Annotated in this window: 33 protein-coding genes and 1 pseudogene; 9 read left to right on the forward strand and 25 right to left on the reverse strand. The window is 37.8% G+C overall.

Features of this window, described 5'->3' with window-relative positions; translation table 11 throughout:
- Positions 1 to 133: pseudogene (locus tag AC13CK_RS03725) on the forward strand (IS30 family transposase); the annotation flags it as partial.
- A 32-nt stretch (positions 134 to 165) separates the two neighbouring features.
- Here AC13CK_RS03725 and AC13CK_RS03730 read toward each other — a convergent pair.
- The 6 genes from AC13CK_RS03730 to AC13CK_RS03755 form a co-directional block, all read right to left on the reverse strand.
- Positions 166 to 774, reverse strand: a complete 609-nt coding sequence (locus tag AC13CK_RS03730) for a hypothetical protein (RefSeq protein WP_024160765.1) — start codon at positions 772 to 774, stop codon at positions 166 to 168.
- 31 nt (positions 775 to 805) lie between these two features.
- On the reverse strand, positions 806 to 1,612 hold the full coding sequence (locus tag AC13CK_RS03735) for a hypothetical protein (RefSeq protein WP_482830959.1): 807 nt from the start codon (positions 1,610 to 1,612) through the stop codon (positions 806 to 808).
- 39 nt (positions 1,613 to 1,651) lie between these two features.
- Positions 1,652 to 2,293, reverse strand: a complete 642-nt coding sequence (locus AC13CK_RS03740) for a hypothetical protein (RefSeq protein WP_033917500.1) — start codon at positions 2,291 to 2,293, stop codon at positions 1,652 to 1,654.
- Positions 2,294 to 2,513: 220 nt separating this feature from the next.
- Positions 2,514 to 3,044, reverse strand: coding sequence for a hypothetical protein (locus tag AC13CK_RS03745; protein WP_005028543.1), 531 nt, complete (start codon positions 3,042 to 3,044; stop codon positions 2,514 to 2,516).
- A gap of 200 nt (positions 3,045 to 3,244) precedes the next feature.
- The gene (locus AC13CK_RS03750) at positions 3,245 to 3,733 is read right to left on the reverse strand and encodes a hypothetical protein (protein ID WP_005006043.1); all 489 of its coding nucleotides are present in this window, start codon (positions 3,731 to 3,733) and stop codon (positions 3,245 to 3,247) included.
- Between the two features lie 72 nt (positions 3,734 to 3,805).
- Entirely contained in the window at positions 3,806 to 4,240 is a 435-nt protein-coding gene (locus tag AC13CK_RS03755; RefSeq protein ID WP_005006045.1) for a DUF6573 family protein, read from the reverse strand.
- A gap of 152 nt (positions 4,241 to 4,392) precedes the next feature.
- On the opposite strand from AC13CK_RS03755, the gene AC13CK_RS03760 reads away from it, so the two are divergent.
- Positions 4,393 to 4,890: a cold shock domain-containing protein gene (locus tag AC13CK_RS03760; protein ID WP_087554211.1), complete on the forward strand. Its 498-nt coding sequence runs from the start codon at positions 4,393 to 4,395 to the stop codon at positions 4,888 to 4,890.
- Positions 4,891 to 4,959: 69 nt separating this feature from the next.
- Here AC13CK_RS03760 and AC13CK_RS03765 read toward each other — a convergent pair whose 3' ends face one another.
- The 9 genes from AC13CK_RS03765 to AC13CK_RS03805 form a co-directional block, all read right to left on the reverse strand.
- Positions 4,960 to 5,298: a hypothetical protein gene (locus AC13CK_RS03765; protein ID WP_005006049.1), complete on the reverse strand. Its 339-nt coding sequence runs from the start codon at positions 5,296 to 5,298 to the stop codon at positions 4,960 to 4,962.
- Between the two features lie 157 nt (positions 5,299 to 5,455).
- Positions 5,456 to 6,553, reverse strand: coding sequence for an adenine nucleotide alpha hydrolase family protein (locus AC13CK_RS03770; protein ID WP_005028536.1), 1,098 nt, complete (start codon positions 6,551 to 6,553; stop codon positions 5,456 to 5,458).
- Positions 6,554 to 6,728: 175 nt separating this feature from the next.
- Positions 6,729 to 7,157 carry a hypothetical protein gene (locus AC13CK_RS03775; RefSeq protein WP_482830960.1) on the reverse strand — a complete coding sequence of 143 codons (429 nt, stop codon included), beginning with the start codon at positions 7,155 to 7,157 and terminating at the stop codon, positions 6,729 to 6,731.
- Positions 7,158 to 7,277: 120 nt separating this feature from the next.
- Positions 7,278 to 7,592: a hypothetical protein gene (locus tag AC13CK_RS03780; RefSeq protein WP_024160757.1), complete on the reverse strand. Its 315-nt coding sequence runs from the start codon at positions 7,590 to 7,592 to the stop codon at positions 7,278 to 7,280.
- 12 nt (positions 7,593 to 7,604) lie between these two features.
- Positions 7,605 to 8,447: a hypothetical protein gene (locus AC13CK_RS03785; protein ID WP_482830961.1), complete on the reverse strand. Its 843-nt coding sequence runs from the start codon at positions 8,445 to 8,447 to the stop codon at positions 7,605 to 7,607.
- A gap of 250 nt (positions 8,448 to 8,697) precedes the next feature.
- Positions 8,698 to 9,228 carry a hypothetical protein gene (locus tag AC13CK_RS03790; protein WP_005006061.1) on the reverse strand — a complete coding sequence of 177 codons (531 nt, stop codon included), beginning with the start codon at positions 9,226 to 9,228 and terminating at the stop codon, positions 8,698 to 8,700.
- A 43-nt stretch (positions 9,229 to 9,271) separates the two neighbouring features.
- A complete protein-coding gene (locus AC13CK_RS03795) occupies positions 9,272 to 9,835 on the reverse strand; it encodes a hypothetical protein (RefSeq protein WP_043041417.1) in 564 nt (187 codons plus the stop codon).
- A 144-nt stretch (positions 9,836 to 9,979) separates the two neighbouring features.
- Positions 9,980 to 10,738: a Fic/DOC family protein gene (locus AC13CK_RS03800; protein ID WP_200224932.1), complete on the reverse strand. Its 759-nt coding sequence runs from the start codon at positions 10,736 to 10,738 to the stop codon at positions 9,980 to 9,982.
- Positions 10,739 to 10,807: 69 nt separating this feature from the next.
- Entirely contained in the window at positions 10,808 to 11,020 is a 213-nt protein-coding gene (locus AC13CK_RS03805) for a hypothetical protein (RefSeq protein ID WP_005006071.1), read from the reverse strand.
- 197 nt (positions 11,021 to 11,217) lie between these two features.
- Here AC13CK_RS03805 and AC13CK_RS03810 point away from each other — a divergent pair, with 197 nt between their 5' ends.
- Complete coding sequence (locus tag AC13CK_RS03810; RefSeq protein ID WP_482830962.1) at positions 11,218 to 11,673, forward strand: hypothetical protein; 456 nt, start codon at positions 11,218 to 11,220, stop codon at positions 11,671 to 11,673.
- A 102-nt stretch (positions 11,674 to 11,775) separates the two neighbouring features.
- Here AC13CK_RS03810 and AC13CK_RS03815 read toward each other — a convergent pair whose 3' ends face one another.
- Positions 11,776 to 12,237, reverse strand: a complete 462-nt coding sequence (locus tag AC13CK_RS03815; RefSeq protein ID WP_482830964.1) for a hypothetical protein — start codon at positions 12,235 to 12,237, stop codon at positions 11,776 to 11,778.
- Between the two features lie 433 nt (positions 12,238 to 12,670).
- On the opposite strand from AC13CK_RS03815, the gene AC13CK_RS03820 reads away from it, so the two are divergent.
- The gene (locus AC13CK_RS03820) at positions 12,671 to 12,931 is read left to right on the forward strand and encodes a hypothetical protein (RefSeq protein ID WP_024160750.1); all 261 of its coding nucleotides are present in this window, start codon (positions 12,671 to 12,673) and stop codon (positions 12,929 to 12,931) included.
- Here the strand turns inward: AC13CK_RS03820 and AC13CK_RS03825 are convergent.
- The 5 genes from AC13CK_RS03825 to AC13CK_RS03845 form a co-directional block, all read right to left on the reverse strand.
- On the reverse strand, positions 12,923 to 13,417 hold the full coding sequence (locus AC13CK_RS03825) for a hypothetical protein (protein WP_024160749.1): 495 nt from the start codon (positions 13,415 to 13,417) through the stop codon (positions 12,923 to 12,925). The genes AC13CK_RS03820 and AC13CK_RS03825 overlap by 9 nt on opposite strands.
- Positions 13,418 to 13,510: 93 nt before the next feature.
- Positions 13,511 to 13,936: a hypothetical protein gene (locus AC13CK_RS03830; protein ID WP_038350033.1), complete on the reverse strand. Its 426-nt coding sequence runs from the start codon at positions 13,934 to 13,936 to the stop codon at positions 13,511 to 13,513.
- 41 nt (positions 13,937 to 13,977) lie between these two features.
- Positions 13,978 to 14,871, reverse strand: a complete 894-nt coding sequence (locus AC13CK_RS03835; RefSeq protein ID WP_038350034.1) for a hypothetical protein — start codon at positions 14,869 to 14,871, stop codon at positions 13,978 to 13,980.
- Entirely contained in the window at positions 14,871 to 15,299 is a 429-nt protein-coding gene (locus AC13CK_RS03840) for a hypothetical protein (protein ID WP_024160746.1), read from the reverse strand. The genes AC13CK_RS03835 and AC13CK_RS03840 overlap by 1 nt, the downstream gene beginning before the upstream one ends.
- 227 nt (positions 15,300 to 15,526) lie before the next feature.
- Positions 15,527 to 16,336 carry a hypothetical protein gene (locus AC13CK_RS03845; protein ID WP_263505776.1) on the reverse strand — a complete coding sequence of 270 codons (810 nt, stop codon included), beginning with the start codon at positions 16,334 to 16,336 and terminating at the stop codon, positions 15,527 to 15,529.
- 201 nt (positions 16,337 to 16,537) lie between these two features.
- On the opposite strand from AC13CK_RS03845, the gene AC13CK_RS03850 reads away from it, so the two are divergent.
- Positions 16,538 to 16,864, forward strand: a complete 327-nt coding sequence (locus tag AC13CK_RS03850; protein WP_024160744.1) for an H-NS histone family protein — start codon at positions 16,538 to 16,540, stop codon at positions 16,862 to 16,864.
- A 79-nt stretch (positions 16,865 to 16,943) separates the two neighbouring features.
- Here the strand turns inward: AC13CK_RS03850 and AC13CK_RS03855 are convergent, their stop codons facing one another.
- Together AC13CK_RS03855 and AC13CK_RS03860 are read right to left on the reverse strand one after the other, a co-directional pair.
- Positions 16,944 to 17,213 (reverse strand): hypothetical protein, encoded by a 270-nt coding sequence (locus AC13CK_RS03855; protein WP_144583860.1) that lies wholly within the window; start codon positions 17,211 to 17,213, stop codon positions 16,944 to 16,946.
- On the reverse strand, positions 17,213 to 17,557 hold the full coding sequence (locus AC13CK_RS03860; protein WP_038350037.1) for a hypothetical protein: 345 nt from the start codon (positions 17,555 to 17,557) through the stop codon (positions 17,213 to 17,215). The genes AC13CK_RS03855 and AC13CK_RS03860 overlap by 1 nt, the downstream gene beginning before the upstream one ends.
- A gap of 160 nt (positions 17,558 to 17,717) precedes the next feature.
- Between AC13CK_RS03860 and AC13CK_RS03865 the strand changes: the two genes are divergently transcribed.
- A complete protein-coding gene (locus AC13CK_RS03865; protein WP_125274517.1) occupies positions 17,718 to 17,906 on the forward strand; it encodes a hypothetical protein in 189 nt (62 codons plus the stop codon).
- A 142-nt stretch (positions 17,907 to 18,048) separates the two neighbouring features.
- On the opposite strand, the gene AC13CK_RS03870 is transcribed toward AC13CK_RS03865, so the two are convergent.
- Together AC13CK_RS03870 and AC13CK_RS03875 are read right to left on the reverse strand one after the other, a co-directional pair.
- Positions 18,049 to 19,038 (reverse strand): AcrVA2 family anti-CRISPR protein, encoded by a 990-nt coding sequence (locus AC13CK_RS03870; RefSeq protein ID WP_482830965.1) that lies wholly within the window; start codon positions 19,036 to 19,038, stop codon positions 18,049 to 18,051.
- A 169-nt stretch (positions 19,039 to 19,207) separates the two neighbouring features.
- Positions 19,208 to 19,852, reverse strand: coding sequence for a hypothetical protein (locus AC13CK_RS03875; RefSeq protein WP_227520088.1), 645 nt, complete (start codon positions 19,850 to 19,852; stop codon positions 19,208 to 19,210).
- Positions 19,853 to 20,221: 369 nt separating this feature from the next.
- On the opposite strand from AC13CK_RS03875, the gene AC13CK_RS03880 reads away from it, so the two are divergent.
- The 3 genes from AC13CK_RS03880 to AC13CK_RS03890 are packed head-to-tail and all read left to right on the forward strand — an operon-like array spanning position 20,222 to position 23,438.
- Positions 20,222 to 21,406, forward strand: coding sequence for a SprT-like domain-containing protein (locus tag AC13CK_RS03880; RefSeq protein WP_462587239.1), 1,185 nt, complete (start codon positions 20,222 to 20,224; stop codon positions 21,404 to 21,406).
- Positions 21,403 to 21,771, forward strand: coding sequence for a hypothetical protein (locus AC13CK_RS03885; RefSeq protein WP_044102302.1), 369 nt, complete (start codon positions 21,403 to 21,405; stop codon positions 21,769 to 21,771). The genes AC13CK_RS03880 and AC13CK_RS03885 overlap by 4 nt, the downstream gene beginning before the upstream one ends.
- The gene (locus AC13CK_RS03890; protein ID WP_024160737.1) at positions 21,771 to 23,438 is read left to right on the forward strand and encodes an SNF2-related protein; all 1,668 of its coding nucleotides are present in this window, start codon (positions 21,771 to 21,773) and stop codon (positions 23,436 to 23,438) included. The genes AC13CK_RS03885 and AC13CK_RS03890 overlap by 1 nt, the downstream gene beginning before the upstream one ends.
- Positions 23,439 to 23,514 lie beyond the last annotated feature (76 nt).

The following is a 23,514-nucleotide window of genomic DNA, read 5'->3' on the forward strand; positions in this document are numbered from 1 at the left end:
TTATTTAAATCAAGTTGCCATGTCACTGAATACTCGTCCTAGAAAGGCGTTAGATTGGCTTACACCATTAGAGAAATTTGCTCAGCTTGTTGATTATCATATGGCTTTTGAAACTGTCGCACCTCATGTTTGAATTCGCCCATCTTTTTGAGTTCTAGTTAATGATTAAATATATTCTTCAACCGTACTGGTCATACGTTTTTTCATTTTGTAAGGCTTGTAATGAGGAACATAACAAGGCTTGCAAACTGCTTCATAGGTTTTGGTATCAGAATGATAATAAAAGCGATCCAGTGGTTCATAGCCATTGCAATGATGGCAATAACGCTCAAAACCCAATGAAGTGAAGATCATCTTCTGCACAAATGCTTGTTTTTTATGTTTTGCTTTAAGTGTAGGTGAGTTTTTGACTTCACAAGAACAGATATAATCTTGGTAGTTATCGAACTCTGGTGCTTCTTGGTGTATGTGAACAAACCGATTTATAACTTTTGGATCAAAAATATTCCATTGTTGGTCATGTTCTGAAAATAGGAAATATCCATCTGCACCTGATGGCATTTCTTTACTGTATTTCGAGTAATGGATAACATGTTTTTCCGTTGGCTCAAAGTCATTCAGGAACATTCTCAAGGTATTGAGGTTCGGGAATTGGACTTTCATTAACTGTGCTTGAGTCACCAGATTGGATCTTGATTCGTAGTTCACCAGAACCATAATTTTACGGCTTTTGTCGATTCTGCCGATGATGTAATTATAGATATGATCAGACATTGTATTTTCTCCTATTCTATAGAGATCCATGTTAAGAACATGGATCATTCCCAAAAAATGCAATGAGATCGTTGCTCTGGTAGCTAAACTGCAATTCGGTGTAGTCCATTTTCAGTGTGCTATCTAAGTACGGTGTAATGTCGAGTTGCACGAATGAATCAATAAATTCACTTTCTGCGCCATACGCATCTATTGAGCCTTTGAACAGCTCCAGTACATTGCATGTTACATAGTCGCCAATTTCTGATTTATGTGTCTTACATGATGGTAGTAGTGCCAAGTCATTCAGGATCACTTGAACATGAGTGCCATCATATGAGCCTTGATATAGGCTGTAATATTTTTCAGGATTCAAGATACATTCAAGAACTAAATCAAAGTTGTTGCTGTAAGAGTTACGCGTAGCGACATATACACTTTCTGCTACTGGCTTTTCGACTTTGGTGAGTGTGATTGAGTCTGAATGCTCATGAGCGAACAAAATAGGGTCGTCTACGTCTTGTTCTTCATCTGGCTCAATGTCCATTAACGCCAAGCGTCTATCTTTGGTTTCTTGGTCGAGAATTTCCCAACCATCGATAGATAAAGTACCGCCGTCAGCAAGTTGAATGAGAACAGGGGTTTCTTTGTCCTGATCTGTATTGTCCAGAATGGTGAAGATCCCTAGTAATCGAACCCATGAAGTGATTAACTGGCAAATGGGTAGGTTTTCATTAATTTCATGGCGATTCTTGCAAGACTCGCTAAACATCGCCAGATTTTCAGGGTGATTAATATCAATATAGACATTGTGCAAAACAGCATCAGCACTGGTGTTGTTTGGTGCTTCGTAGCTCAATTCAATCAATAAGTATTTTTTAGACATGATCAATATTCCTTAGTACAAAACTTCAGTGCCAACAACGCAATCCAAAAACTTACCTTGCAGATCAAATACTAAAAATTGTTGCAGTTCTTTTTGTGTCGAGTGGATGTTAAAAACAGGCACAATCAAGCTGTCTTTTTCAAATAGGTTATGGTTGTTAATGACGAAATCATGAGCTGAATAGCAATGACCTTGCAGATATACACCGCAACGCATCAGCTTATCTAAATCAAAAGATTGAGAGATGTAGTGAACATCTTCTGGTGCATATTCACTGGCAATATCTCGGCTATATGCAAGATTGACTTGCTTGACCAAGCTTTGTTGAAAAAAGTCGCTGTCATGCACTTCTGAACGTGCGATGTCAGTAACAACTAAAATGGGTTGTGTTTCCCAAAAAATGCTGAGTAATTGATTAAAATCAAGATGTTCAGGGAATTGAACTTTTGAAGTAATCACGCCCCAATCATCAAGGGTTAAAGATAGAAAGTTTCCGTAATGATCACGCGGAATAACCGTTAATACATTAAGGTCTTGATGCAATTCTTCGTTATACGAAAAATCAGCAAGGGAATGACCTGTATTTAATTCAGGATTCACAATAATGTTTAATGTTTTAGAACGGTTTGTAAAAAAATCAAGTACGCTTTTCATATCTTCAACTCCAAGTTTTAAGCAATTGCTTAGGTATGAATTAATTATATCTGTGAAATATCCCTTAAAAACTTTTCTCAAATTACTTATGGAACTGGCAATGAAAAATTTCAATATTTTTTTAATCAATTAAAAAACATCGTATACGTCATTAAATCTAATGGCATAAAAAAAGAGGGTAGACCTTTATTGGATCTCCCTCTATTTGTTTAATGGTTTCTTATGACAGGTTGTTTTTAAAGTACTCAATCAGTCTTAAATAAACAGTGTTCGCCATAAAATGTGAGCTATGCAGCGCATTAAAATCTGCGACATCTTCAAAACATTCAGTCAGTAATGCACTGGCGAAACCTTTATTCCATGTATTGAACTTTTCCAGTTCTGCATCTGACAGCAAATCATATTGAATCATGTCATTAATGGCTTGGTGTTGTAAATTTATCGCCACATCCATGACTTCGCCCTCAATCAATGCATGAGAATCATCAGGACTGAATCTAAATGATTCGTGAGCGTCTGCGATGGCTTGAACCTGTAACGGTGCATTGACTTCAATGCAGTAGGCTTGTGACTTATGTTGGTGAAATAAAACGACATCCAGTTCAATGTTAAAAATAAACTGCGGATCTGCTTTGGTTGCTAAGCCAATCACATTGATGACGCAACTTGGTAAACCGTCATACGCTTGGGTGAAGCTTTGTAGCAAGTGGCGCACATTAGCAGTACCAGTATTAAATTTTTGTAGTTGCATTGTCGTATCTCCAAGTTTTAAGCAATGAGCTTTGATGTATTCATTATATCGGTGCATGTGGCCTGTATAACTTTTCAGTAAAAGTATTTCGGCTGATAGGCTCATGATTTCAAGTTATTTTTAATCAATTAAAAACACCGTTTACGGCCATCATCTTATGAAAGGAATAAGCTATGGGTGCTTATTCCTGGTGGGTGTGATTAGTGCGGTTCTACGTCATACGTGTTTTCATTTTCTTTAAGTCTGGCTTTTTCACGCTTCAGTCTTAAACGCTCTTGATGTTCCCTGTACAGGTTGGTGAGTTGACCGACTGGCAAATGTAGAAACTTTAGATCAATGTTTCTTACCCAGCTATTAACAGCAAACTTTTTGCTTTTTTTAACGTCTGGTATTTCGTAATGATCACCCTTGATTGCGCCTTTTACGGCATTTAACACGAGATCCGCGGTAGCTTCATTCCAGCACTTGAATAATTTAATGCCTTTAAACGCCTTATATTTAGCTGGTACTTTTTCACTGTACTTAAACAGCTCTCCAGTAGATGTCACGGCGATAAACCAGTCACAACGGACAAGCTTCATCGTTTCTATACGTTTTAATTCGTTTTTTTCTCTTTGTTGTTCTATTGCTTGCATATTTGCAAAGCCGAATAGGTCAAGGTTGTCAATTTTCATAGTAGCCATTTGCATTTTTAATACCTCTCAATGAACGTTCGGATCTCAAAAAACCTAGCATTGGTTGGTCAATGCTAGGTGTTGTGTTTATTGGTCTTCAGGCATCATAAAAGTAATGATAGGCTCACCATTCACGCCAGGCCCAACCGTAGCAATATTGGTGATTAAGGTGTCAGAAAAGGTATGCGGTGTATCTTGTAGAGCATATTTAAACTTAACGCTTTGGTCATTAAGTGCAACTGAACCACGAACGCTCATGTTCAACATATCAAAGATGGTATATCCCATTAAATCATTGATTTTTTCAGCATCAGCTTCCGTACCATTCGGAAAAATTGCTTTTGCAGCTGTCAGGTGCTTGTTATACAAGTTGCTTGTAATATAAACAGGGAACTTATAGAACTGTTTGCAATCTTTGGCATGTTCTTCTTTATCGCTAAGGCAAAGAATCACGCCCTCTTCTAAAGCGTCTTGTAAAGAAAAAACAGTGATGACTTCAGCACCAGCGAAAAAATTATTCATAATAGCTACTCCAAGTTTTAAGCAATTGCTTTTGATGTTTTAATTATAATAAATCCATAAACCTTAAAACTTTTTTTTAAAAAAAAGATAGTATTTATTCAGGTTTAATAATTATAATTAATATAGCTTTTAATATATATTTGAGGTTTTAGGTGGTACTAACAGGAACAATTAAAAATTATAATATTGAGCGTGGTTTTGGTTTTATATCCACGAGTAATTTTGGTGATGTATTTTTCCATATTAAGGATTTTCAGAAAGGTGAACAGCCAATACCAGGTCGAGAGGTTTATTTCGAGGTAGTTAAAAAAGAAAATAAAAATAGGGCAATCCATGTTTACTATTCCGACCATGAACAAACGCAAGACAAGCAAAAACCATTGCCAATATATCTATGGATAATTTTTATTAGCATAGCTATTGGGGTGGCATATCCAGGTAGCATTCAATTAAAGAAATATCTATATAAAGATAATCAAACTACAAATGCTATATATCAAAAGCCAGTAGCCTATAAATGCGATGGTCGTAAGCATTGCTCTCAAATGCGATCTAAAGAAGAAGCTGATTGGTTTGTGAAAAACTGCCCAGATACCATGATGGATGGTGACGGCGATGGCGATGCCTGTGAAAATGATTCAAGGTGGTAGTTGTATAGTTTCAGACAATAAAAAATGAGCTATTAATACTTAATTAATAACTCATTCCTTAGGTTGATTTTAGATTTCTGCCAGTGTTTTACCGTCTTGTAATTCATTAATCTGCGCCAGTGTGACAGCTTGAGCGTCATATTCTTCTGTCACATACGATACAATTTCTTCTATTGAGCATTCACCAACTACACCCCAAAGCGTAAAATTGGTATGGGTTTTTTCATTCCAGATCTGCTCAACTTGTTCTAGATCCAGATGTCCAATACTCACCAAAAGGTCATAAGCCAATGCCCAATTTTCGTAACGGCTGACAGATTCATCAATGATAGGATCATCAGACATTAAATAGGTCATCATTGCCTTAGCTTTACAGAACTTTTGCATTGTTTCGTTTAAAGTTGTCATAAACATCATCTCATATTGATTGGTTTAAAATCATTTTATGCTGACAGGTGGTGTCAAAAACTTATTCAAAAACAAAATTATTCCAAACCATTTTTAATCAATTAAAAAACATCGCTTGCGGTTTTCATCCTAAAAAGGTGCCAAATGGCACCCTAATTTACAGCGATCCACAACCCTCCTTGTTGAATGCGCCTGGTGGAACCGTCCAGTTATCCGTGAACACTGGTAGGTAATAACTTTCAATTTTGGACTGTACCAGTGCTTCCATATCCTGAATGTCGAATGGCTCAATGCGATTGCTCAGACTGACGACATCGATCTTTGAGCGACTGATCGTACAGTCAAACTTTTGTTCATAACCAGCGATCAGCTGAGCGCGTTCAGGGTAGTAGGTGCTGATGGTTGACCAGATTTTAGGACTGTTGAAGATACAGGTCATGCATGAGCTACGGCCCCAACCTAAGCGATATGGCACTGGTGGCGTAACCTTGTACTTCTCCAGTAACGCCCATACTTGCTCTTCAGTGAAGTGAAGCACGTTCTTCCACCAGTCAACGCGTCTTGCTTTCTTACCGCTTCTACGGTCGCATGGGTGCGGTTCTAGCTGGTTGTACTTACTGCGGTTTGGTGACTCTTCACGGCGTTCACCAGTGATAAAACAAATGTTCTTGCCGTCAAAACGTTCTTGGTTGTTCAATGCTCTGCGTCCGACATCGATCTTTAACGCTGAAGAACACCAGCGCGTCATGAGGCTGGCTGCTTGTTGTGGGAACTTCAAGCGTGTGCCTGGTTTACTGCGGTTGTTATCGCGTTCAAGCTTAATTAAGCCCTCTGGTGTTTCTACGAAGTGGGGTTTTGAGTAGCTGTTTTCTTTGAGCATTTCGCCAAGGAAACCGCCCTCGAGCCAACTGAAGTACAATGGTGTGTCGAATGCCTGAGCGAATGCTTTGGTATAGTTTTCCATGAACACCCAATCCATGAACGGCTGGTTTTCTTCATCAATTTTGTGGTGCCAAAGCTCAATTTTGCTTTTATCTACTCCAGCATCCAGTAAGCGTAAATACGCTGCAATCGAATCCTTACCGCCACTTAAGCAGACAATAAAAATGTCATAGATACTTAGATCGATGTCTGGTGCTTCATGAAAAACATGCTCAGCCAGTTCTTTGTTTAGATCGGTACCAGACAGCAACTCCAGTTGCCCGGCTATTGTGGGGATGATGACTTGATCATCGTACTTATGCGCTGTATTCATTCGACTTACTCCAGATTTAAGGCTTTGTGCCTTGCTTGCTATGGATTAAGTATAGAGGGGTGTACCAGGGGAAAACTTTTCTCAAAATTTAAAAATATCGAGATATTTTAATCAAATAAAATCCATCGTAAGCGGTTATAACGCCTAGCAAAACGGCATTGCGCCGTTTCGGTGGTTACTTATATTTTTGGATGATGCGTTCAATAAATCGAATCATTGTGTCCTTATCAATTTTGGCCTGGTCGTAATTGTCATAGCTAAACATCACCAAAGCATCTTCCTGAGTGATGCCAAAAAACTCACGTACTGCTTTCCACTGGTAAACGACTGGTACAGTGACAACAGGCGCATCTTTTAGCTCTTCATTGCTGAGTATTTTTTCATACATGAAGATTGGCCCAACAGAACCATGAAAATTGAAACCTAGATTTTGGAAATACTCGACAGACGTAGCCCAACCAATCAGGCATCCTACAATATTTTTATCTAACAATTCTTCAGTGGTGAAACCTGAAAAGAAATCGGTGTGTTGTTCTGTATGGCTTGCGTCATAATCACGCCAAATGTCGAAATCAAAGCTTTCATCAGGAATGACCTCGATCACTAGCTCAATCAGCTTTTCTAAACGCTAAACGGTCGTTGCTTTGTTCATATCTGCTCCAAGTTTTAGGCGGTGTGCCAAAAGGGGTAGCGGTACATACTGGCGCACGTACCGCTGTTGGACTTACAAATCCAGTTGAATTAAGAACAGTGGTAAAGGTGCATCACTGTCTTGTGTAATGAGCATAGGCAAGAAGAAACTAAATCCCTCAAAAAACACGCCCATGTCGTAATCATCTTGAAAAGAAAAGGGCTGTGAAGTGATACTGACATTCTCAATAGCACTAATTAGTGCCTCGATGTTGGTATGTTTTGCTGTATCGATCACATACACACGAAAACCGGCTTCTGTGGTGTTCGGTATCTGTTGTACTTGCTGTGGCAAGTAAAAGCCAAGTTCGTTGATGGCACTGACGAGTTGCGGATTTTCAATTGTCATGGGTAGGTTTCCTTATTGAACTACTTTTGCGCTATTTAAATTTTGCAATGCGATATGCGTTAAACGTTGATTAATGATTTCGTCATACGGCGAAATGAAATCCTCTTGCCAGTTATGCATGAGATGTTCAATCGGGTATGTTTCCAGATATTCTTCTAATGCTTCATTCGGCTTAGGAACGAAAGCTAATGGCTCTTTAATGTTGTAATTGCTGGCGATGTATTCCAGTGGATCACAATCACCTGGTACGTTGACCGTAGCAATAAACTCAAGATAAGCACCATCGGGGAAAAACTTATTGAAGCAATCAACCACAACAGATATTTCACGGACTTCATCATCATTTAAAGTGAACTCACGGACTTCTTTATCCAGTGCAACAATTGAGCTAGATAACAAATGGTCAAGGTCTTGTGGACGGATGTTTACACGATCAATAACATGGTTGATATGATCAATAATCTCGTCTTTGATTGGGTCTTCAAAAGCGTAGTTGCTCTCAAAAATAATATGATCGACATCTTCATAATTGAGTCCAAAAAACTCACGTACTGCTTCAGAACCGCGATAAACAACATTTGTTTTGAGTTCTTCATAAGTGAATGGCTCACCAGTATTCGCACGGAATGGCGCATAAAGGGGAACGCCGTCAAACAACATGAAGTTAAGTCTTCTAAAAGTAGCATCAGCTGTCGCCCAACCCATGACGCAACAATCAGCATCACTAAGTAAAAGCTGAGCAAAAGTCACATTTTCGGTTTTTGAATCCGTGCGCCATTTGTCCAGATCAAAACGTTCATGTGGTACTTGCTTAATAATATTTTTTAAATGATTTAGCTTATCTAGTTGATGCATTAGAGGACTCCAAGTTTTAAGCAATTGCTTTCGATAGAGTCATTTTATTTAAAAAATACTAATGAATAACTTTATTGGAATTAATTAACCGACCTAAAACACGTAAAGGATATTTAAAATATTTTAATCAATTAAAATCATCGTATACGTTTTAAGCCATGCTTAGACAGCGTATATACCGGTCTATTTTTCTAATGCAAAAAAAAGAGTACTTAAGTTCGGACTTAAATACTCTTAATGAGTTGGGGCATTATTCCCGATTGGCTAAGTTGAAAAATAGTGAATACATTGCATTCTTAAATAACCAAAAGGTGAGGGGATTATCCGCTTCATCTTTAGACTGGTGGCGAATGATATTCCAGTTGAAATACTTTTCTGAATAGCCCATGTGAGTGACATAAGCAAAATTACGAACGTCATTTTCTGAAACGTATTGGAATGCTTGTTTAAGCTCATTTTGGGTGTTTTGTTCGCCGTCATGGTCAAAAGCATCAGCTTCTAAGATAAGTTCGCGCATGCCGACCATAGCAAGGTATATGACTGCTTCAAAGTCATAGTTCATCATGCGTAGGAAGTGTTTTTTCAAAAAGGCTTCGTCAATGTGTTCAACTTCTTTGTAATTTTTAAGTGCGCTTAGACCATGCACACCAAAGATATATTTAAGTACACGAAATTGAGCGCATAACGGCAAGTTTTCACCCTCCACATGTGAGCAAAGGGCGGTGTAGCGGTTCATGTCGATGACTGAGCTTAGAGATTGTTTTAAAGCGCCTAATAGCATTGTTATATCCTTTTTCGGGTTTTGTTTATTGTATGGTGTACGGTTAAGCAAGAAATGTGTTAACTAAATGAGTTGTGTCATGGTGTTGAGATAACTTTTCGGCATCCATGTCGTTATGTTCTTCATAGATAGTTTTTAAGGTTTTGATGGTTTCATGCATCAAGGTTTCATGATGCTCAGTATTGAATTTGAACTTGTGGCACTCTTTAGCAAGGGATACACGAACTTTGAATTTTTCTAAAAATTCGATGGTTTTATTGGTGGTGTCGTTTTCACATCCAAAGTAACAAACATTATCAATATGCAATGTGGTTGTTTTCAGCATTAATGGATTTTTATCAAACACAAAATAAGCAAAAATGCAGTTTTCACGACTGTTGTAAGTAATGTAAGACTTCTCAACATTAATTGCGTCCACTGATTTAAACCAAACAACGCCATCGTCATAGGTTTCAGCATGGCTTGAGAAAAGCATATAAATTAAGGTGTCGATAATTTCTGCGGTGCTGTTGCCGATAATTAAATGATTCAGACTTGAATCACTTCCGTTTGTAAATTGGTATTGAGCGACCACTTTATTTGCAAATTGATGTGCTGCGTTATTCATTATTCATCTCCAAGTTTCGGACAATATTTTCCTAAGGTTTTATTTTAATCTGAGTCACTTCATTATAAATTTTTCTCAAAAAAAAGATTCTTTTTTCAAGAATCTTTTAATCAATTAAAAGCTATCGTATACAGATTAATCTAATTATCCGTAACTCGGTGAATCATCATCATTTGATTTATCCTGGTCATTTTCCTGTTCTTGCTCTTGTTCTTCCGTATTTTCAAGCTTCAGGACTAGATCGTATGGTTCAATGATATTGTCCATGACTTTTAAAAGGTAAGAGAGGTCTTGTTCCATCGGTTCTAGGTTTTCATAGTTTTCACCGACATAAAGCTCTTGATCTGTCAGTGAACGTTTAAACGCATAGTTCCAATCTGATACGGCGACCTTGCTATATACCATGGTGTAACCAGCATCATTGGCCAGCTGGTTCATCATCAGTTTAGCAGCGCGACCGTTACCCTCTTCAAAAGGGTGAGCTTCATTTAACTTGGCATAAAGCTGAGTGAACTCTTGCACAAACTGGTCTTTGTCCAAACCTTTCAGGTGGTCTTTTTCTTTAACCGCCTGTGAGAACTTATTCAGTTCATCAGGGATCAGGTTTTTATCTAGGAAATGACCGATTTCATAATTACCGTTCGGGTCGATCGCACGTTTAGAAATGTCGTCCAGACGCACTTCTCCAGCCCAATCGTAAATATGCTCAAAGATTTTTTCATGGATTTTAGAGAGGTGGTCGAGATCGTAATTGCCACGTAACGGCGAAAGTTCCATTTTCGCTATTCGATGTTCCGTGATTTCTTTTTCCAGTGCCTTTTTATAGTCGCCTTGCGCTTGGCAACTGGTAGGTTGAGATAAGATGTCTTTTGCATCTAAATAAAACTCAAGTTTATCGTCCATATTGTTCTACTTATGAGTGATTGGGTTTGGTAATCCGCTGTAAGCTAGATTAGGTTGTATTCGCGATGATTAGGCTTTGTTTTTAAGTGCATTCCATTTTTTCATCAATGCAGCTTCTTCCTCGTCAAATGTTGTTTGACCAGTTGCTAAGCGCTCCATACGTGCGTTTGATGATGCTTCACATGCTTTAACAATGTGAGGGGAGAACTCTTGAGCTACATTGCCTTGAGCAGAACGGTATGCAGCACGTACACGGTCTTCGTATTTCACTTCTTCAGACATATCGGTTTCCTGTATCAACAATCTGTAAATTACAATAATTGTAACCCCAAACAAGGGGGAGATTCTTGCTAAATTGCGTATAAACAATCTTATTGGTATATACCGATTAACAAAATCAAATAAGATTAGAATTCCAAAAAAATCAAATATCGTATATTAAGTATATAATTTAAGTATATACAGGAAAGGCGTTAAACATGAACTTATTCAAAACACTAAAATTATCTGCAGTTGCAATAATCTCAGTGTCTATGTCGTGCGCTGTTTTAGCTAATGGTTATTTAAATAACCTGAATACAAACAGCTTAAAATCTGCTGTTGCGCTTTCTCCTACTGCTGAAAACAAACTTAAAGTTGAGCGTTTGCTTAACACTAAAACACCGTACCAGATTGAAACTGGTGCGGTACTTAAAAAAGTGAAGTATTCAAAACACTTTAATATGAACGTTCAGATGTCTAGCAAAACTGCAGATAAATACTCTTCTGATGAAACTGATTCTTTAAACCGCTTTGTGAATGAAAAGATTCATCCGTTTTATTGCTCTGTATTCGCCAATGCTCCAGTTAAACCAGATCTGTATGTAGACATCGTGGACAATCAGGGTGAATCATTCTTTGGAAGTGCTGAGCGATATTCAGATACTTGCCAATAGTTTTAAGGGCTAAATATTACATAGATCTGTTAACGCCGTTTTAGGCAAAAAAATAGACCGCTTAATTGCGGTCTATTTGTTTTTATACTGGCACCTAAAACCTTATGGAAAAGTCTTAGGTAGCACCGCTGTATAGCCTACGATCTTGCGTATTTTGATCTGCATATCTAGATGCAACGGCTGTACTGTCAACCGATTGAAGTAAGACTTAATCTCGCGCATCCACGCGTGGAAACGATCATCACAATGACGCATAAGCTTCTTAAGGTGATTGCGGTCAGCTTCTTGTAAGAAACTGAGTTCGCTGTCGATTGACCAAAGATCAATATCCTGATCATTTATACATAACAAGTACTGCGTATCAACGACCAATGAAGATACCAACTTGCCTTGGTCTTGCTTGTAGATCAGCTCAAAATCAACTAGTGCATCTAAAGCGCCGTTGATATTTTCGATTTGAATGTCACGGCGTAAACGTACTGGTAGCTCCAGCAGTACAGTATTCTTATTTGACTGGTAATAATCAGCACGGACTTGGCTATCCCATGCAATATTTTCAAACATAAAATTTTGAAAAGAGGTGAGAGAATCTTCTTGTAGACCAACAACTTTTGTTTTAGATAAGATTTTAAAGTTCATATAATTTCTCCAAATGGTGAGCATTGAGCCCATACATTCATTATATTTCACTGTACCTTTTCAAAACTTTTTTCAAAAAATATAGATTGTTTTAATGCTGTCCACGTTTACATTACATAGACAATGGCAAGAAATCTAATTAAACTGACCTTGAATAAGAAATGCGTTCAAGTGATTTGTGTTTTTTTATTCACCTTTCAATTTTAAAGAGCCAGGCGTTTTGCGTCTGGTTCTTTGCTTTCTGGTATATACCAAGCACATTTTTTTAATGTGCATTGACCAATCTCAATAATAAAGTTTCAGTTTTAAAGCTTATTTATCGCTACGATTAAGCTAGTTGCTAGATGGGCTTTAAGATATGAATGCATCAAGTACAATAGCTTTAATGGCGGTATCTATTGGTTTTCCAGTGGTATTAAACTTTGACTTTGCTTTTACTTATTTAATTGTTTTTGCCTTATTCCTCTGCACGATCGCTTTAATGTTTATGATAGTTTTTATTGTTCATAACGGTACTGTGACGGAAAAGATTAGCGCAATAATTAAAAGGATGTTCTTTTTTGCTGGTTATTGCGCTTGTGTATTAGGTGCGGTTTTGTTTACAAGATGCCTAGTCTAGTACGTTAATATTTAATGCATATTTGCTAAATAAGTAATACCCAATCATACAGATCGCTAAAGTAACTACCGTCACTTTACGCGTTGAGTTCACAACTTCAGCACTATCTTTCTTGCTATTAAAAATACCAACTTTGACTAACTTAAACACTGAGTCAAAAAGGGTGATGGCAAACCACGTTCCTAAAAAGTAAATCGCCATGGTCAAATATTCCTGTTTGTGCAACACATACTTATATAAATAGACCAGTGTAGTGACCACAATTAATGAAAATGAAGCGCCATAGTGCAAGGTTTTGACGGCATTGCGATGTTGTTTTTCATTGTTGATGTTAATCGCTGCGTTGATAAAACAAAAAATTGCCAATTGTCCAATGATGACGACAATCCCCATTGCAAATAATTGGATGTTAAGACCATAAGCCTCTTCCACTAAAATTACGGCGCTTGCAAACGCAAGGAACATTAAATATATGAGATATGGCATGATTCTCTTGGTATGAAGCGATGATATTGGATGATTCTAGGCTAAGGTTCAAAAAAAAAGAAGTATGCTGGTCGCAACATACTTCCGATCTGATCAGGCTTCTACGTTCTGATTGATATAGTTTTTGTAGGCTAATTTCACTTCACTTAAAAGGGCTTCTTTCAAAACACCTTTGTCTTTTATCGTTGGATTGTGCAAACCAAGTGACGCACGGCGCTGTTTAGTGGTGTTTTTATTGGCATCTGTTACCCAAACTGAGTCGATATAATCATCAACTAAAGCATGCAATTCGTTTGGTTTTACTGCATTATCTAAATTGGAAAGTATAGCCTTATTGTTTACGATCGCTAAACTTTCATCATATTCTCGATAGCTTGTACGTAAAGTATTCTTAAAATGAAGCAATTGATCTTCAATTTTTAATTTACCGCCATCAAGCTCGATGTCGATTACAAATGTCGTGATTTTAGATGATAGACCTAAAACACCAACTGATTTAACGCGAACAATAGTATCCATAACAACTCCAAGGTTTTGAGCAATTAGCTCAGGTAAAACGGTTAAACTTTTGTGAGATCTGCTTCAATATCTATCAGCAATTCTTTTACTGCTTTCATGTGTGGCAATAAAGTATAGGTGTTTATTTCGCTATTAAATGCACCAGCTTCAAGTTGTACACCAGCAATAAACGGCTCATTGATTAAGTTGTTGCCAATGAGATGACTTAAGCAAGCCTGTACCAGTTCGTTATTTTCTTCAGACTTAACCAGTAGGGGATACAAAACCACGAGTATTGGTAAATCACAAAACTCCATGTTGTTTGCATCAAGTAGCTGTTTAAGTGCATCCTTAATATCTTCGTTGAGAACCAACAGTTCTAAACCTTTTTTCATGTCTTTATAGGCGTTATCAATGGCCACTTCGGAAAAGTAAAACCAATCGCGCTGGTCATCGAGCATGAAGCTATCTAATGCAGCGATTTTCTGTAAGATCTGCAATTGTTCAGGGTTGAACGTGCGAATCGCTGTTCCATTGATTTTATGCTGTAACAACAGCTTTAACGCCTTTTGCGCTTGATCGTTTAACTGCTGTACTTCTTGATTGAAGAAACTGCATAACTGATTCGACAGATCTACAAAGATAGAATTGTCATAGCAATCAGGTACCACGTTTTGAGTGGATAGCAACATAAAGCCATTTTCTGACAGCTCAGGATTCATATAGATACAAAGATTATGATCTTCGGTCAGCTCTGCAAAACCTTTTAAAGTGGTATATGCAATTTCATGATTAGGCAATTCAATGCCAGCATGGATATTAATGTGAAAGCTTGGGCTTTGGTCGCCGTGGTCTTGATCTGCAGTACTGATCATAGATAACAGGGTTTCCAAAAGCGCCGTATTCTTACGAATAGGCGCCATAGCTTCATTAATTAAGATAAAGCTACTATTCATTAAAGTGCCTCCAAGAATAGTGAGCCCACAATATCAGTATTGAGTGGGTTAATTTCAATGAATTCGACTAGCTCCAGCGCTTTATCAAGTGTGAGTTCCTTAGCGCGGAAATCAAAAAGTGTATCCACGCCAACGCCATCAATCACACCATATGAAGACATCAACTCTTCCAATTCAGGGATATTTTGATAATTTTCTTCAGCCAAGTTTTCCAAGGTCAAAAGGGCATTATCTACATGTGATTTGAACATGTGAGCAAGGAAGAAAGCTAAACGGTGCTCATGAGGTGCTCGAATGAAGAAATACTCACTATGCTCGTCATCGTTAGAATCCTGGCGTGACGCTTTAACCAAGAACAAAGGTAAATTGTCAGTACTGCCGTAAACTTCGTTAAAATCGATCGGGCAAAAATTAGGGTTTAAATTCATGAGCTTTCTCCAAGTTTTAAGCTATTTGCTTGATTTGGTTTCATTATATTAAGAATATGAACGGATAAAGTTTTTTTAAAAAATACTTATTTAAGCATCCAGAAAGAATTAATAATGACGAGCGCCATTGCAGCGCTAAAAATTCAAAACCTTTTTTAATCAATTAAAAAAACATCGTTTACGTTTTTAAGCGCAACTTTAAGAGATTTCTCTCTTAAAGGCTTGGTTTATTCAAAAGTGTTGGTGTATAAGTCGGTCTTAATAAGATTAAACACATACTCACATTCAACAACGAGATTTGCATATTCATCATCAAAACATTGTTCATCTTCAAGCATAATTTCAAGATTTAAAGGCTCAATCACTGAATAAGGGTTTTTGACGCCAGTTTCTTTGTAATTTGAAATAATGACCTGAATTGCTCTAGATGCAAAGTTACCCTCAAGCGTGTGGCTAAAGTAGAAACGATTTCTTGTATCGCTGTGAGTGCTGTCGATAGGTTCTAAAGCTGTACCAAACTTGTAGGTAGTCAGCAACTCTATAACGTCTTGAGCAAATGTCGAGTTTAAAGGGGCATCACTTTTTAGGTTGAATGCAATGTCTTTAAACTGCTTCAAGATTTCTTGCTCTTTAGACTCGTTAAAGTTTTTGAAATATTCGTCATACTTATGCTCACCATGATTCGACAAAAGTTTATGGTGGTAGTTGTATTCGTCTACCACGGTCAACAGGTCAAGTTTTTGCAATAATTCAAACTCGTCTTTTGTAATTTCTTTAAAACCTAAAACGTAAAAAGAATCACCGCTGATTTCCCAAGAGTCATAGCGAGTTTTAAAATCATGTTCTTCTAATAAGGTTTCAATGTCTTCAAGTTCTTCACTCTCATAGCTTGAATACTTAAACAGGGTGTAATTAACCAATGCCATTAAAGCTGGCACTTCTGAAATTTTTTTAGAGGCATATAAGCCGATATTAAAATCACAAATACGGATACCAATTGGTAGTGCTGATGTTTCGTTAATCGCAAGATTCATCATGAGATACTTGTGCATATTAATTTACCTAACAGGTTGAATGTATTTTTAGATTAATGTATTTAAAGTGGGAATAACTTATGCTTAAAAATTAGAATAGCCATGGAATAAGTCGAATATTTTAATCAATTAAAAGTACCGTATGCGGTTGTAAACAAAACGCACTGGTGTATATTTGATATATCCAAATTTTCGAGATTAGTTATGGAAGTTGAAAACCTAAGTAAAGACCAGTTAGAAGACCTAATTAAAAAGGCACAAAACCAAATTGTTGTAGTAGAGAATAAGAAACTTGATGACGGTTATCTCAAAATGTTTGAGATCGCAAAAGAATTAGGCTTAACTATTCTTGAATTAAATGAGCACGGCGAAAATCGTAAATTAAATAAAAAGCCAGTGGTTAAAGCAGATCCTAAATATCGCAACCCGAATAACCACAAAGAAGTGTGGGCCGGTCGTGGTAAACGTCCATCCTGGTTAAATCGTGAGATTGAATCTGGAAAAACATTAGAAAGTTTTCTTATCGTATAAATATTAAAAGGGCTTAAATGATTTAAGCCCTTTTTTTAAATGCAATTGTCAGTGTTGTTTAGAGCACGTGCGCGACTACTTAACAAAGTTCAGCTTTGATGTGTTCTAACACATCTTCTTCAACACCCTCATTAGAAAATGCTTCAATGAATTCATTCAGGTTTTCATTGCTTAATGGCAAACTTCCGTATTGATCTACTGCAATCATTTGTGAGTTATGCACCAGATATTCAATACTGCAGTCAACAGAACAAAAGGTTTCTTGAATTACATCATTCACCTGATGGCCAGACTTTTTATCGTTAGTATCAATATCACTATTACAGTGAGGGCAACTAAATAATCCCATTACGCAACTCCTTTCTCAATTAAGCTAATTACACCGTGTTCTAATTGATCATCAAACCAGTGCCAGATAATGAAGCGGTCTGTACCTTTGCCCCATAGATGAAAGTCTTCTTCGATTTCATCATCATTGTTTATCGGGGTGTTGCCAAACTCTTCCCATAATGTTTTATGGGTTTTGCCTTGCAAGCTTAATACGCCATTTTCAGAATTTGCTTCAAACCAATCTAGGATCTGATAGCGATATGTACCTTTATTCCAGATATGGAATTCGCATGGTAAGGAATTAGATTCATCAAATTGAATCTGCTGTAATTCACTCCATAACTGGTCTATTGATTTAGCCATGCTTTATAACTCCTTGCTTAATAATTCAATTTTAATAAATAAAAGCGCTCAAAAACTTTTCTTAAAAAACATATAAAATCTGTTAATAATTCCTTTTGGAAAAATACTATCTAAGCAAAACTATTGTTATTATCGAGTGAGCTTATTAAGAGGTTTAAGCATGAATCTAGATAAATACGTTAAAACAGATATAGACGATGGCAATGGTCACATTTGGCTTAAATTTACGAATGATTCAGGTAATGATACTTTTGCTTGTAGTCAATGTGGCTATATGAGACGGGTAGATAGTAATAATCGCCCACTAAACAAAAAGTGTGTTGGTAAAGTGAAAATCACGCTGCGTTAAAATTGAGATTTACAAAAACAAAATAAGAGCCAACATAGGGCTCTTTCTTATTTCATGGGGCTTTTACTGGCTTTACGGAATCAGTGTTGGAATCCAATATTTTTTAGACTACCCAACCATTGCGTAATTAATAACTTATTCCTTAGAGCCCTTTTTCTTTAGGCACACCGCCAACAATCTGAAATGGTATCCAATGGTTAACCCATTTTTCTTTGGTACCACGTTTGCCCAACCAGTAAAAGTTCCAGTGAGGAACCCGTGGATGTGGTTTTTTGGTACCTTTGTAGTTGCCAGACTTTAGATCTTCATCGCGCTTTAGGATCGCTTCATTGATCTTTTTATTTGTTTCGGTACCAACAATAGTCGGCTTGTACTTATTGGCCTCAAATAAACGCAATTCACGCTTAATCAGCTCTAATTTAGGCCTGGCTTGTGTTGTTTCTGGTGTTAATGGTCTGAGATCTGGTTCTTTTTGGCTGAACCATAGAATCAAATTGATTAGCTTCTTCTGCAGTTCCATGAACGTGTTAATTTCTTGTTCATCTGGCAAGTTCTTTTCATCAAAAAACGTATCAATGAAATCGGTCATGCAGTCCTCAACAGTTGATTCAAAATCATCATCATCAGGGAAGTGCATGGTAATGGTTTTTGCTAAGCCAGTATCGGTATATACCGTGGTAAATAGCACCTTGCGATCGTTCAACGTGTTTTTCGCAAAAATAACACCGACCACTTGTTCATTTTGCACGTAGAGATTGGCATTGTCGGTTTGAACGTAGATCGCAATATCAGGTAGGTTTAATAGGAAACCGGGGATACTGCGGTTGTACTCGGTCTTTACAAGCATTTGAATGACTTGATCTTCAAACCGATAAATATTTTTGGTTAGGCTCCATGAGCCAAGAGTAATGATTTCACCAATGTTGCAAGGTAGCTGATTGATAAATGAGAGTGGAATTTCTTGGCCAGTGGCTTGAACACCCATAATGGTACTGGTGCGTTTCATTCGTTCACGCCAGATAGGATCTCGACAATCTAGTGCAGCATATGTCCATTCATCACCACTGATTAGGCATTCGTGCGGATCTTTACTGTTTTGTCGTGCGATCGCATAAGCTTCTACACGTTTCATTAAGCCATTGAGGTTAAACTTCACATGCTCTAATCGCGCTGTGATGACTTTAAGCGGTATTCCTATCTTTGGATCTAAATCTTTATTTCTCATGTTGAGTAACCAGGATCTACATCAGATCAATATCTGAAAAAATTCGTTTAAAAAAGGACTTTAAAAGTCCTTTCGATTAGGCGTGAGCACTATTATTACAAGGCGGTGTAAACAAAGTACCATCTAAGCGGATCATTCCAAAGCCGTAGGTTTTATCACGACCAATACCATTGAGCCATGCTGTTTTAAATAGCACTAAATCCCCAACAGTCGCACTAAATGAAATATCTCTGGTCTGGACTGGAATATTCAAAATGCTGAGCTGTGGTCCACATTGTTGCTCAATTATAGTGACATCCAATAGACCTTTGCTACTAAGAGCGTTTTTGGTGAATTCGGCTGCTTCATCTGCAGTTAGATTTTTACGCTTCTTACCTGAATTGCCTTTGGGTTTTTCGCCGTGGACCGAAATGTATTCTTCAATTTCTTGACGGTTAAAGCTACACTCTCGGTTAAGAGGAACCATGATTTTTCCAGTGATTTGCTGACCGTGCGAAATTTCAATGTATTCTTTGGCCATTGGGATTTTGACGTCCGATACGCACGTTCTTAAATAGATGTGCTTGCCATCAGAAAAAAATATGACTTTTGCGGAACAGAATGTCTCGACCTTATTTCGTTTAAACATTTCTCTAAAAATGTACTTGAACAAGTTCTTTTCATTTTCAGGATGTGTAAGGGCAAAACAATTGGCTGTTAGTTTTATGTTATTCAGACTCATTTCGATATCCAGTTTTCTATAAACAGCATTATTAAGAACCATTGCCTTTAAATAGCGCCTTATTGACAATAAGGGTATTATTCAGCATTTATAAAAGCTAAAAGTAACTTCTATGTGCATTTAACAAAAGTGGCTTATAATATACTTAAAACCCTCAAAAAGCGTAATACTCGTATTATGAAAATCAACCACAATTCATTAAACCCACTCTTTCATGATACTTATTTTTGTGTTGGAAACTTTTTTTTTAAAAAATATATGCTTTGCTGATTATTTTAAACTATTGACTGTATTTTAAGCTGTGCGTAAACTTTAAGCGTTGTTTTGTACAATCCACACCTAGTTTGATCCTGTTTGGACGACTGAAAAATGAACATAAAGAATAGAACTACGTTGCAGTTTTATAAAGAACTGCAGTTGGTGTATGACCGTTTCAATGAAAGGCTATTCAAAAATGAATTACCAGATTGTTTGATTACGCTTCAACGTATCAACAAAAATACCGGTTATTGGTCTGAGAATAGATTTGCTTCGACAGAAGATGATACGGCGTATACGCACGAACTGGCCCTTAACCCTGATTACTTTGGCACCCAACCATTGCTTAACATTTTTAAATGCTATGCACATGAGATGTGTCATATGAAACAAAGCATTTTTGGTGAGCCATCTAAACGCTCATATCACAATGCTGAGTTTGCGACATTTATGCTTGAGATCGGTTTGATTATGACTGATGACGGCACAAAAGAAGGTCGCACGACAGGCGAGAAGATGACCGAAATCGTTGTACCTGATGGCTTGTTTATTCAAGTGTGCAATGAGCTTGTCGATGAAGGGCGTATCATCAAATGGTATGACAAGTACGCACCCAAAACGATTTCAAGTCTAGAAATGATTCAAGAGCAAGTGCAGTTGTTGGAGTCCATTCCGACTGCTTCTCCAAAGCTATTTCATATTGCCTTACTTGGCAATGAAATCAATTCAGCTTTGAAATCACCTAAAAAAGAGAAGCCAGTTGCCGAACCGTCAAAAGCACAAGATTCCCTCACTGGATATGCCATCCCAACAAGTGATGAAGAAGAGGAACCGACTCCCACTACAATGAATCCCTTTGATGTAGCGATCGGACTAATCGACATATCAAATACCGGTGCAAACCTTGGCGGTTATTATCCAACGGCTTTTGATGAAGATCCGTTAGATGATGACGACAAACCAATACCAGAACCTAAGGTTGTTAAACTTTATAAGGGTGAACAACCAAACGGCGATGATAACGAGTTTATTGTACTCAAAGAAACTATGATCGGTGGAACACTCTATCAAGAGCTTGGTTTAGCCAATTTTGAAGAGCCTGAGCCTGAGCCTAAGAAACAGACTAGGGCATCTTTTGCGTGTCCTGAGTGTGGCCGTGGTGCAACGTGTAGTCCTACTTTTAGATTATCGTGTACTGAATGTGAAGTTGAACTGGTACCATCAAAATCCATTGATAAAAACCAGGTGAAGAAAAACAAAAAGGCTGCTAAAGCTGACCAAGGGGATGCAGAATGAAAACGATTGAAGAGCTTGGAATTCTGTTTTCTTCACACAAATACCGTTTTTATAACGAAAAAGACTTACAATTCGCGATTGAGCAAATGTTTATTGCCAATGAGATTCCGTATGAACGTGAGGTTCGTCTATCAAATAAAGACATCATTGATTTTACTGTTGAGCTTGATGTCGGCAAGGTGGGTGTTGAATTAAAAATAGATGGTGCACGTAACGCATTATTGCGTCAGATCAATCGCTATTTAAGCCATGACAGCATAAAAGCGCTCTATGTGGTTGGTACACCGTATTGGGTGAATAACATTCCAATCCAACTGAACAATAAATTTATTTACCGCCATCGTATTTTAGTGGGGGTCTTCTAATGTCTAAATCTTACGGCACCATTTCTCGTCAAGAAAAAAACTGGCACATTGAATGTGAACCACATGTTAAAACACGACTTAAGCGTGTATTCCCACAAGTCAGCCAACATGCATCAAAATTTATTGAGTTAAGCGATACGCCGTCTAATTGTCACGACCTACTTTGGTTTATTGAACGTTATCCAATGCATGTTGATGATCTTAAATACATGAAAGCGCAATCTAAGGCTTATGTGTCGCTAAAAGAAGATATTTTGGATGTGATGGACTATAAACGTCCGATCAAAACATTTGATCTTGCCGTGCCTCCATATGAGTATCAAAGAGCAGCTGCAGATCTACTACTTAATGTTAAAGGTTTGCTCTTGGGGGATGATTTGGGCCTTGGCAAAACAGCGAGTGGAATATGTCCGATGATTCTACCTGAATCGCTCCCGGCGCTTTTTGTGACAATGACACATCTTCCAATGCAAATTAAGAATGAAATTGAACGCTTTGCTCCGCACCTAAAATGTCACATCCTAAAGAAAGCATCGCCTTATCCATTGCACAAAGAGGGTGAAGCAGCACCCGATGTCATTATCACCAGTTATTCAAAGTTGAACGGTTGGGCTGAATATCTTGCCGGAAAGATTAAGTACGTAGTGTTTGACGAGATCCAAGAGTTACGGACTGGCTATACATCGCAAAAGTATTCCGCTGCTAAACTCATTAGTGACCAAGCTGAATTACGCCTCGGTCTATCAGCTACACCGATTTATAACTACGGTGATGAATTCTACAACATCATTGAAATATTGCGTCCAGATAGCTTAGGTACCGCTACCGAATTCGCTCGTGAGTGGTGTTCACACGAAAAACGTATTAATGATCCTAAAGCGTTCGGGATGTTTTTACGTGATGAAGGTCTAATGTTGCGCCGTACTCGAGCAGATGTAAATCGAGAGTTACCGCCAGTACAAATCATCCCTCAATATGTCGAAAGCGATCCTAAAGTACTGGATCAAATTAAGGGCAAGGCAATGGAACTGGCAAAAGTAATTTTAAGCTCTACTCAAGAATTCCAAGGACAAAAGCTTCGTGCGACAGAAGAATTCAATATTATGATGCGCCAAGCAACAGGTATCGCCAAAGCGCCGTATGTCGCTGAGTTCGTGCGTATGCTTGTTGAGTCTGGTGAATCAGTCATGCTTTATGGTTGGCATCGAGATGTGTACAACATTTGGCTAGAACGCTTGGCTGAATTCAATCCTGTTATGTATACAGGTACGGAAGGACCTGCAGCTAAGGAACGATCTAAACAAGCATTCTTGAATGATGAAAGTAAAGTCTTCATTAGTTCATTACGTTCATCTGCCGGGCTTGATGGCTTGCAGTACCACTCAAAATGCAAAACATTTGTGTTTGGTGAGTTGGATTGGTCGCCTGGTGTTCATGATCAATGTATTGGTCGCTTAGACCGTGACGGTCAAATCAAACAGATCTCGGCATATTACTTGTTGGCTGATTCGGGTTCAGATCCAATTATTTCTGATGTCTTAGGCATCAAAAAAGGCCAGTTGGAAGGAGTTAAAAACCCGAATGGCGAATTATTTGAACATTTAATTACGGACGGTGGCGGTATCAAGCGCTTAGCCGAACACATACTGAATAAGAAGGTAGCTTAAGAGAAACTTTATGACTGAACTTTACCTAGCTTGTTTTAGAGATTCTGCTACAAAACTTCGGTATGACCAGGCCCTT

Source organism: Acinetobacter sp. L-24 (assembly GCF_056857555.1).

Bases quoted from the DNA above. Each gene is read 5' to 3' on its own strand.
- AC13CK_RS03830 (WP_038350033.1), bottom strand. From the start codon at position 13,936: ATGGATACTATTGTTCGCGTTAAATCAGTTGGTGTTTTAGGTCTATCA.
- AC13CK_RS03860 (WP_038350037.1), bottom strand. From the start codon at position 17,557: ATGGCTAAATCAATAGACCAGTTATGGAGTGAATTACAGCAGATTCAA.
- AC13CK_RS03885 (WP_044102302.1), top strand. From the start codon at position 21,403: ATGAAAACGATTGAAGAGCTTGGAATTCTGTTTTCTTCACACAAATAC.
- AC13CK_RS03820 (WP_024160750.1), top strand. From the start codon at position 12,671: ATGAATGCATCAAGTACAATAGCTTTAATGGCGGTATCTATTGGTTTT.
- AC13CK_RS03805 (WP_005006071.1), bottom strand. From the start codon at position 11,020: ATGTCTGAAGAAGTGAAATACGAAGACCGTGTACGTGCTGCATACCGT.
- AC13CK_RS03835 (WP_038350034.1), bottom strand. From the start codon at position 14,871: ATGAATAGTAGCTTTATCTTAATTAATGAAGCTATGGCGCCTATTCGT.
- AC13CK_RS03815 (WP_482830964.1), bottom strand. From the start codon at position 12,237: ATGTTTGAAAATATTGCATGGGATAGCCAAGTCCGTGCTGATTATTAC.
- AC13CK_RS03865 (WP_125274517.1), top strand. From the start codon at position 17,718: ATGAATCTAGATAAATACGTTAAAACAGATATAGACGATGGCAATGGT.
- AC13CK_RS03825 (WP_024160749.1), bottom strand. From the start codon at position 13,417: ATGCCATATCTCATATATTTAATGTTCCTTGCGTTTGCAAGCGCCGTA.
- AC13CK_RS03855 (WP_144583860.1), bottom strand. From the start codon at position 17,213: ATGGGATTATTTAGTTGCCCTCACTGTAATAGTGATATTGATACTAAC.
- AC13CK_RS03785 (WP_482830961.1), bottom strand. From the start codon at position 8,447: ATGCATCAACTAGATAAGCTAAATCATTTAAAAAATATTATTAAGCAA.
- AC13CK_RS03845 (WP_263505776.1), bottom strand. From the start codon at position 16,336: ATGATGAATCTTGCGATTAACGAAACATCAGCACTACCAATTGGTATC.
- AC13CK_RS03800 (WP_200224932.1), bottom strand. From the start codon at position 10,738: ATGGACGATAAACTTGAGTTTTATTTAGATGCAAAAGACATCTTATCT.
- AC13CK_RS03880 (WP_462587239.1), top strand. From the start codon at position 20,222: ATGAACATAAAGAATAGAACTACGTTGCAGTTTTATAAAGAACTGCAG.
- AC13CK_RS03875 (WP_227520088.1), bottom strand. From the start codon at position 19,852: ATGAGTCTGAATAACATAAAACTAACAGCCAATTGTTTTGCCCTTACA.
- AC13CK_RS03750 (WP_005006043.1), bottom strand. From the start codon at position 3,733: ATGCAAATGGCTACTATGAAAATTGACAACCTTGACCTATTCGGCTTT.
- AC13CK_RS03780 (WP_024160757.1), bottom strand. From the start codon at position 7,592: ATGACAATTGAAAATCCGCAACTCGTCAGTGCCATCAACGAACTTGGC.
- AC13CK_RS03850 (WP_024160744.1), top strand. From the start codon at position 16,538: ATGGAAGTTGAAAACCTAAGTAAAGACCAGTTAGAAGACCTAATTAAA.
- AC13CK_RS03790 (WP_005006061.1), bottom strand. From the start codon at position 9,228: ATGCTATTAGGCGCTTTAAAACAATCTCTAAGCTCAGTCATCGACATG.
- AC13CK_RS03810 (WP_482830962.1), top strand. From the start codon at position 11,218: ATGAACTTATTCAAAACACTAAAATTATCTGCAGTTGCAATAATCTCA.
- AC13CK_RS03765 (WP_005006049.1), bottom strand. From the start codon at position 5,298: ATGACAACTTTAAACGAAACAATGCAAAAGTTCTGTAAAGCTAAGGCA.
- AC13CK_RS03740 (WP_033917500.1), bottom strand. From the start codon at position 2,293: ATGAAAAGCGTACTTGATTTTTTTACAAACCGTTCTAAAACATTAAAC.
- AC13CK_RS03730 (WP_024160765.1), bottom strand. From the start codon at position 774: ATGTCTGATCATATCTATAATTACATCATCGGCAGAATCGACAAAAGC.
- AC13CK_RS03770 (WP_005028536.1), bottom strand. From the start codon at position 6,553: ATGAATACAGCGCATAAGTACGATGATCAAGTCATCATCCCCACAATA.
- AC13CK_RS03870 (WP_482830965.1), bottom strand. From the start codon at position 19,038: ATGAAACGTGTAGAAGCTTATGCGATCGCACGACAAAACAGTAAAGAT.
- AC13CK_RS03745 (WP_005028543.1), bottom strand. From the start codon at position 3,044: ATGCAACTACAAAAATTTAATACTGGTACTGCTAATGTGCGCCACTTG.
- AC13CK_RS03890 (WP_024160737.1), top strand. From the start codon at position 21,771: ATGTCTAAATCTTACGGCACCATTTCTCGTCAAGAAAAAAACTGGCAC.
- AC13CK_RS03840 (WP_024160746.1), bottom strand. From the start codon at position 15,299: ATGAATTTAAACCCTAATTTTTGCCCGATCGATTTTAACGAAGTTTAC.
- AC13CK_RS03755 (WP_005006045.1), bottom strand. From the start codon at position 4,240: ATGAATAATTTTTTCGCTGGTGCTGAAGTCATCACTGTTTTTTCTTTA.
- AC13CK_RS03795 (WP_043041417.1), bottom strand. From the start codon at position 9,835: ATGAATAACGCAGCACATCAATTTGCAAATAAAGTGGTCGCTCAATAC.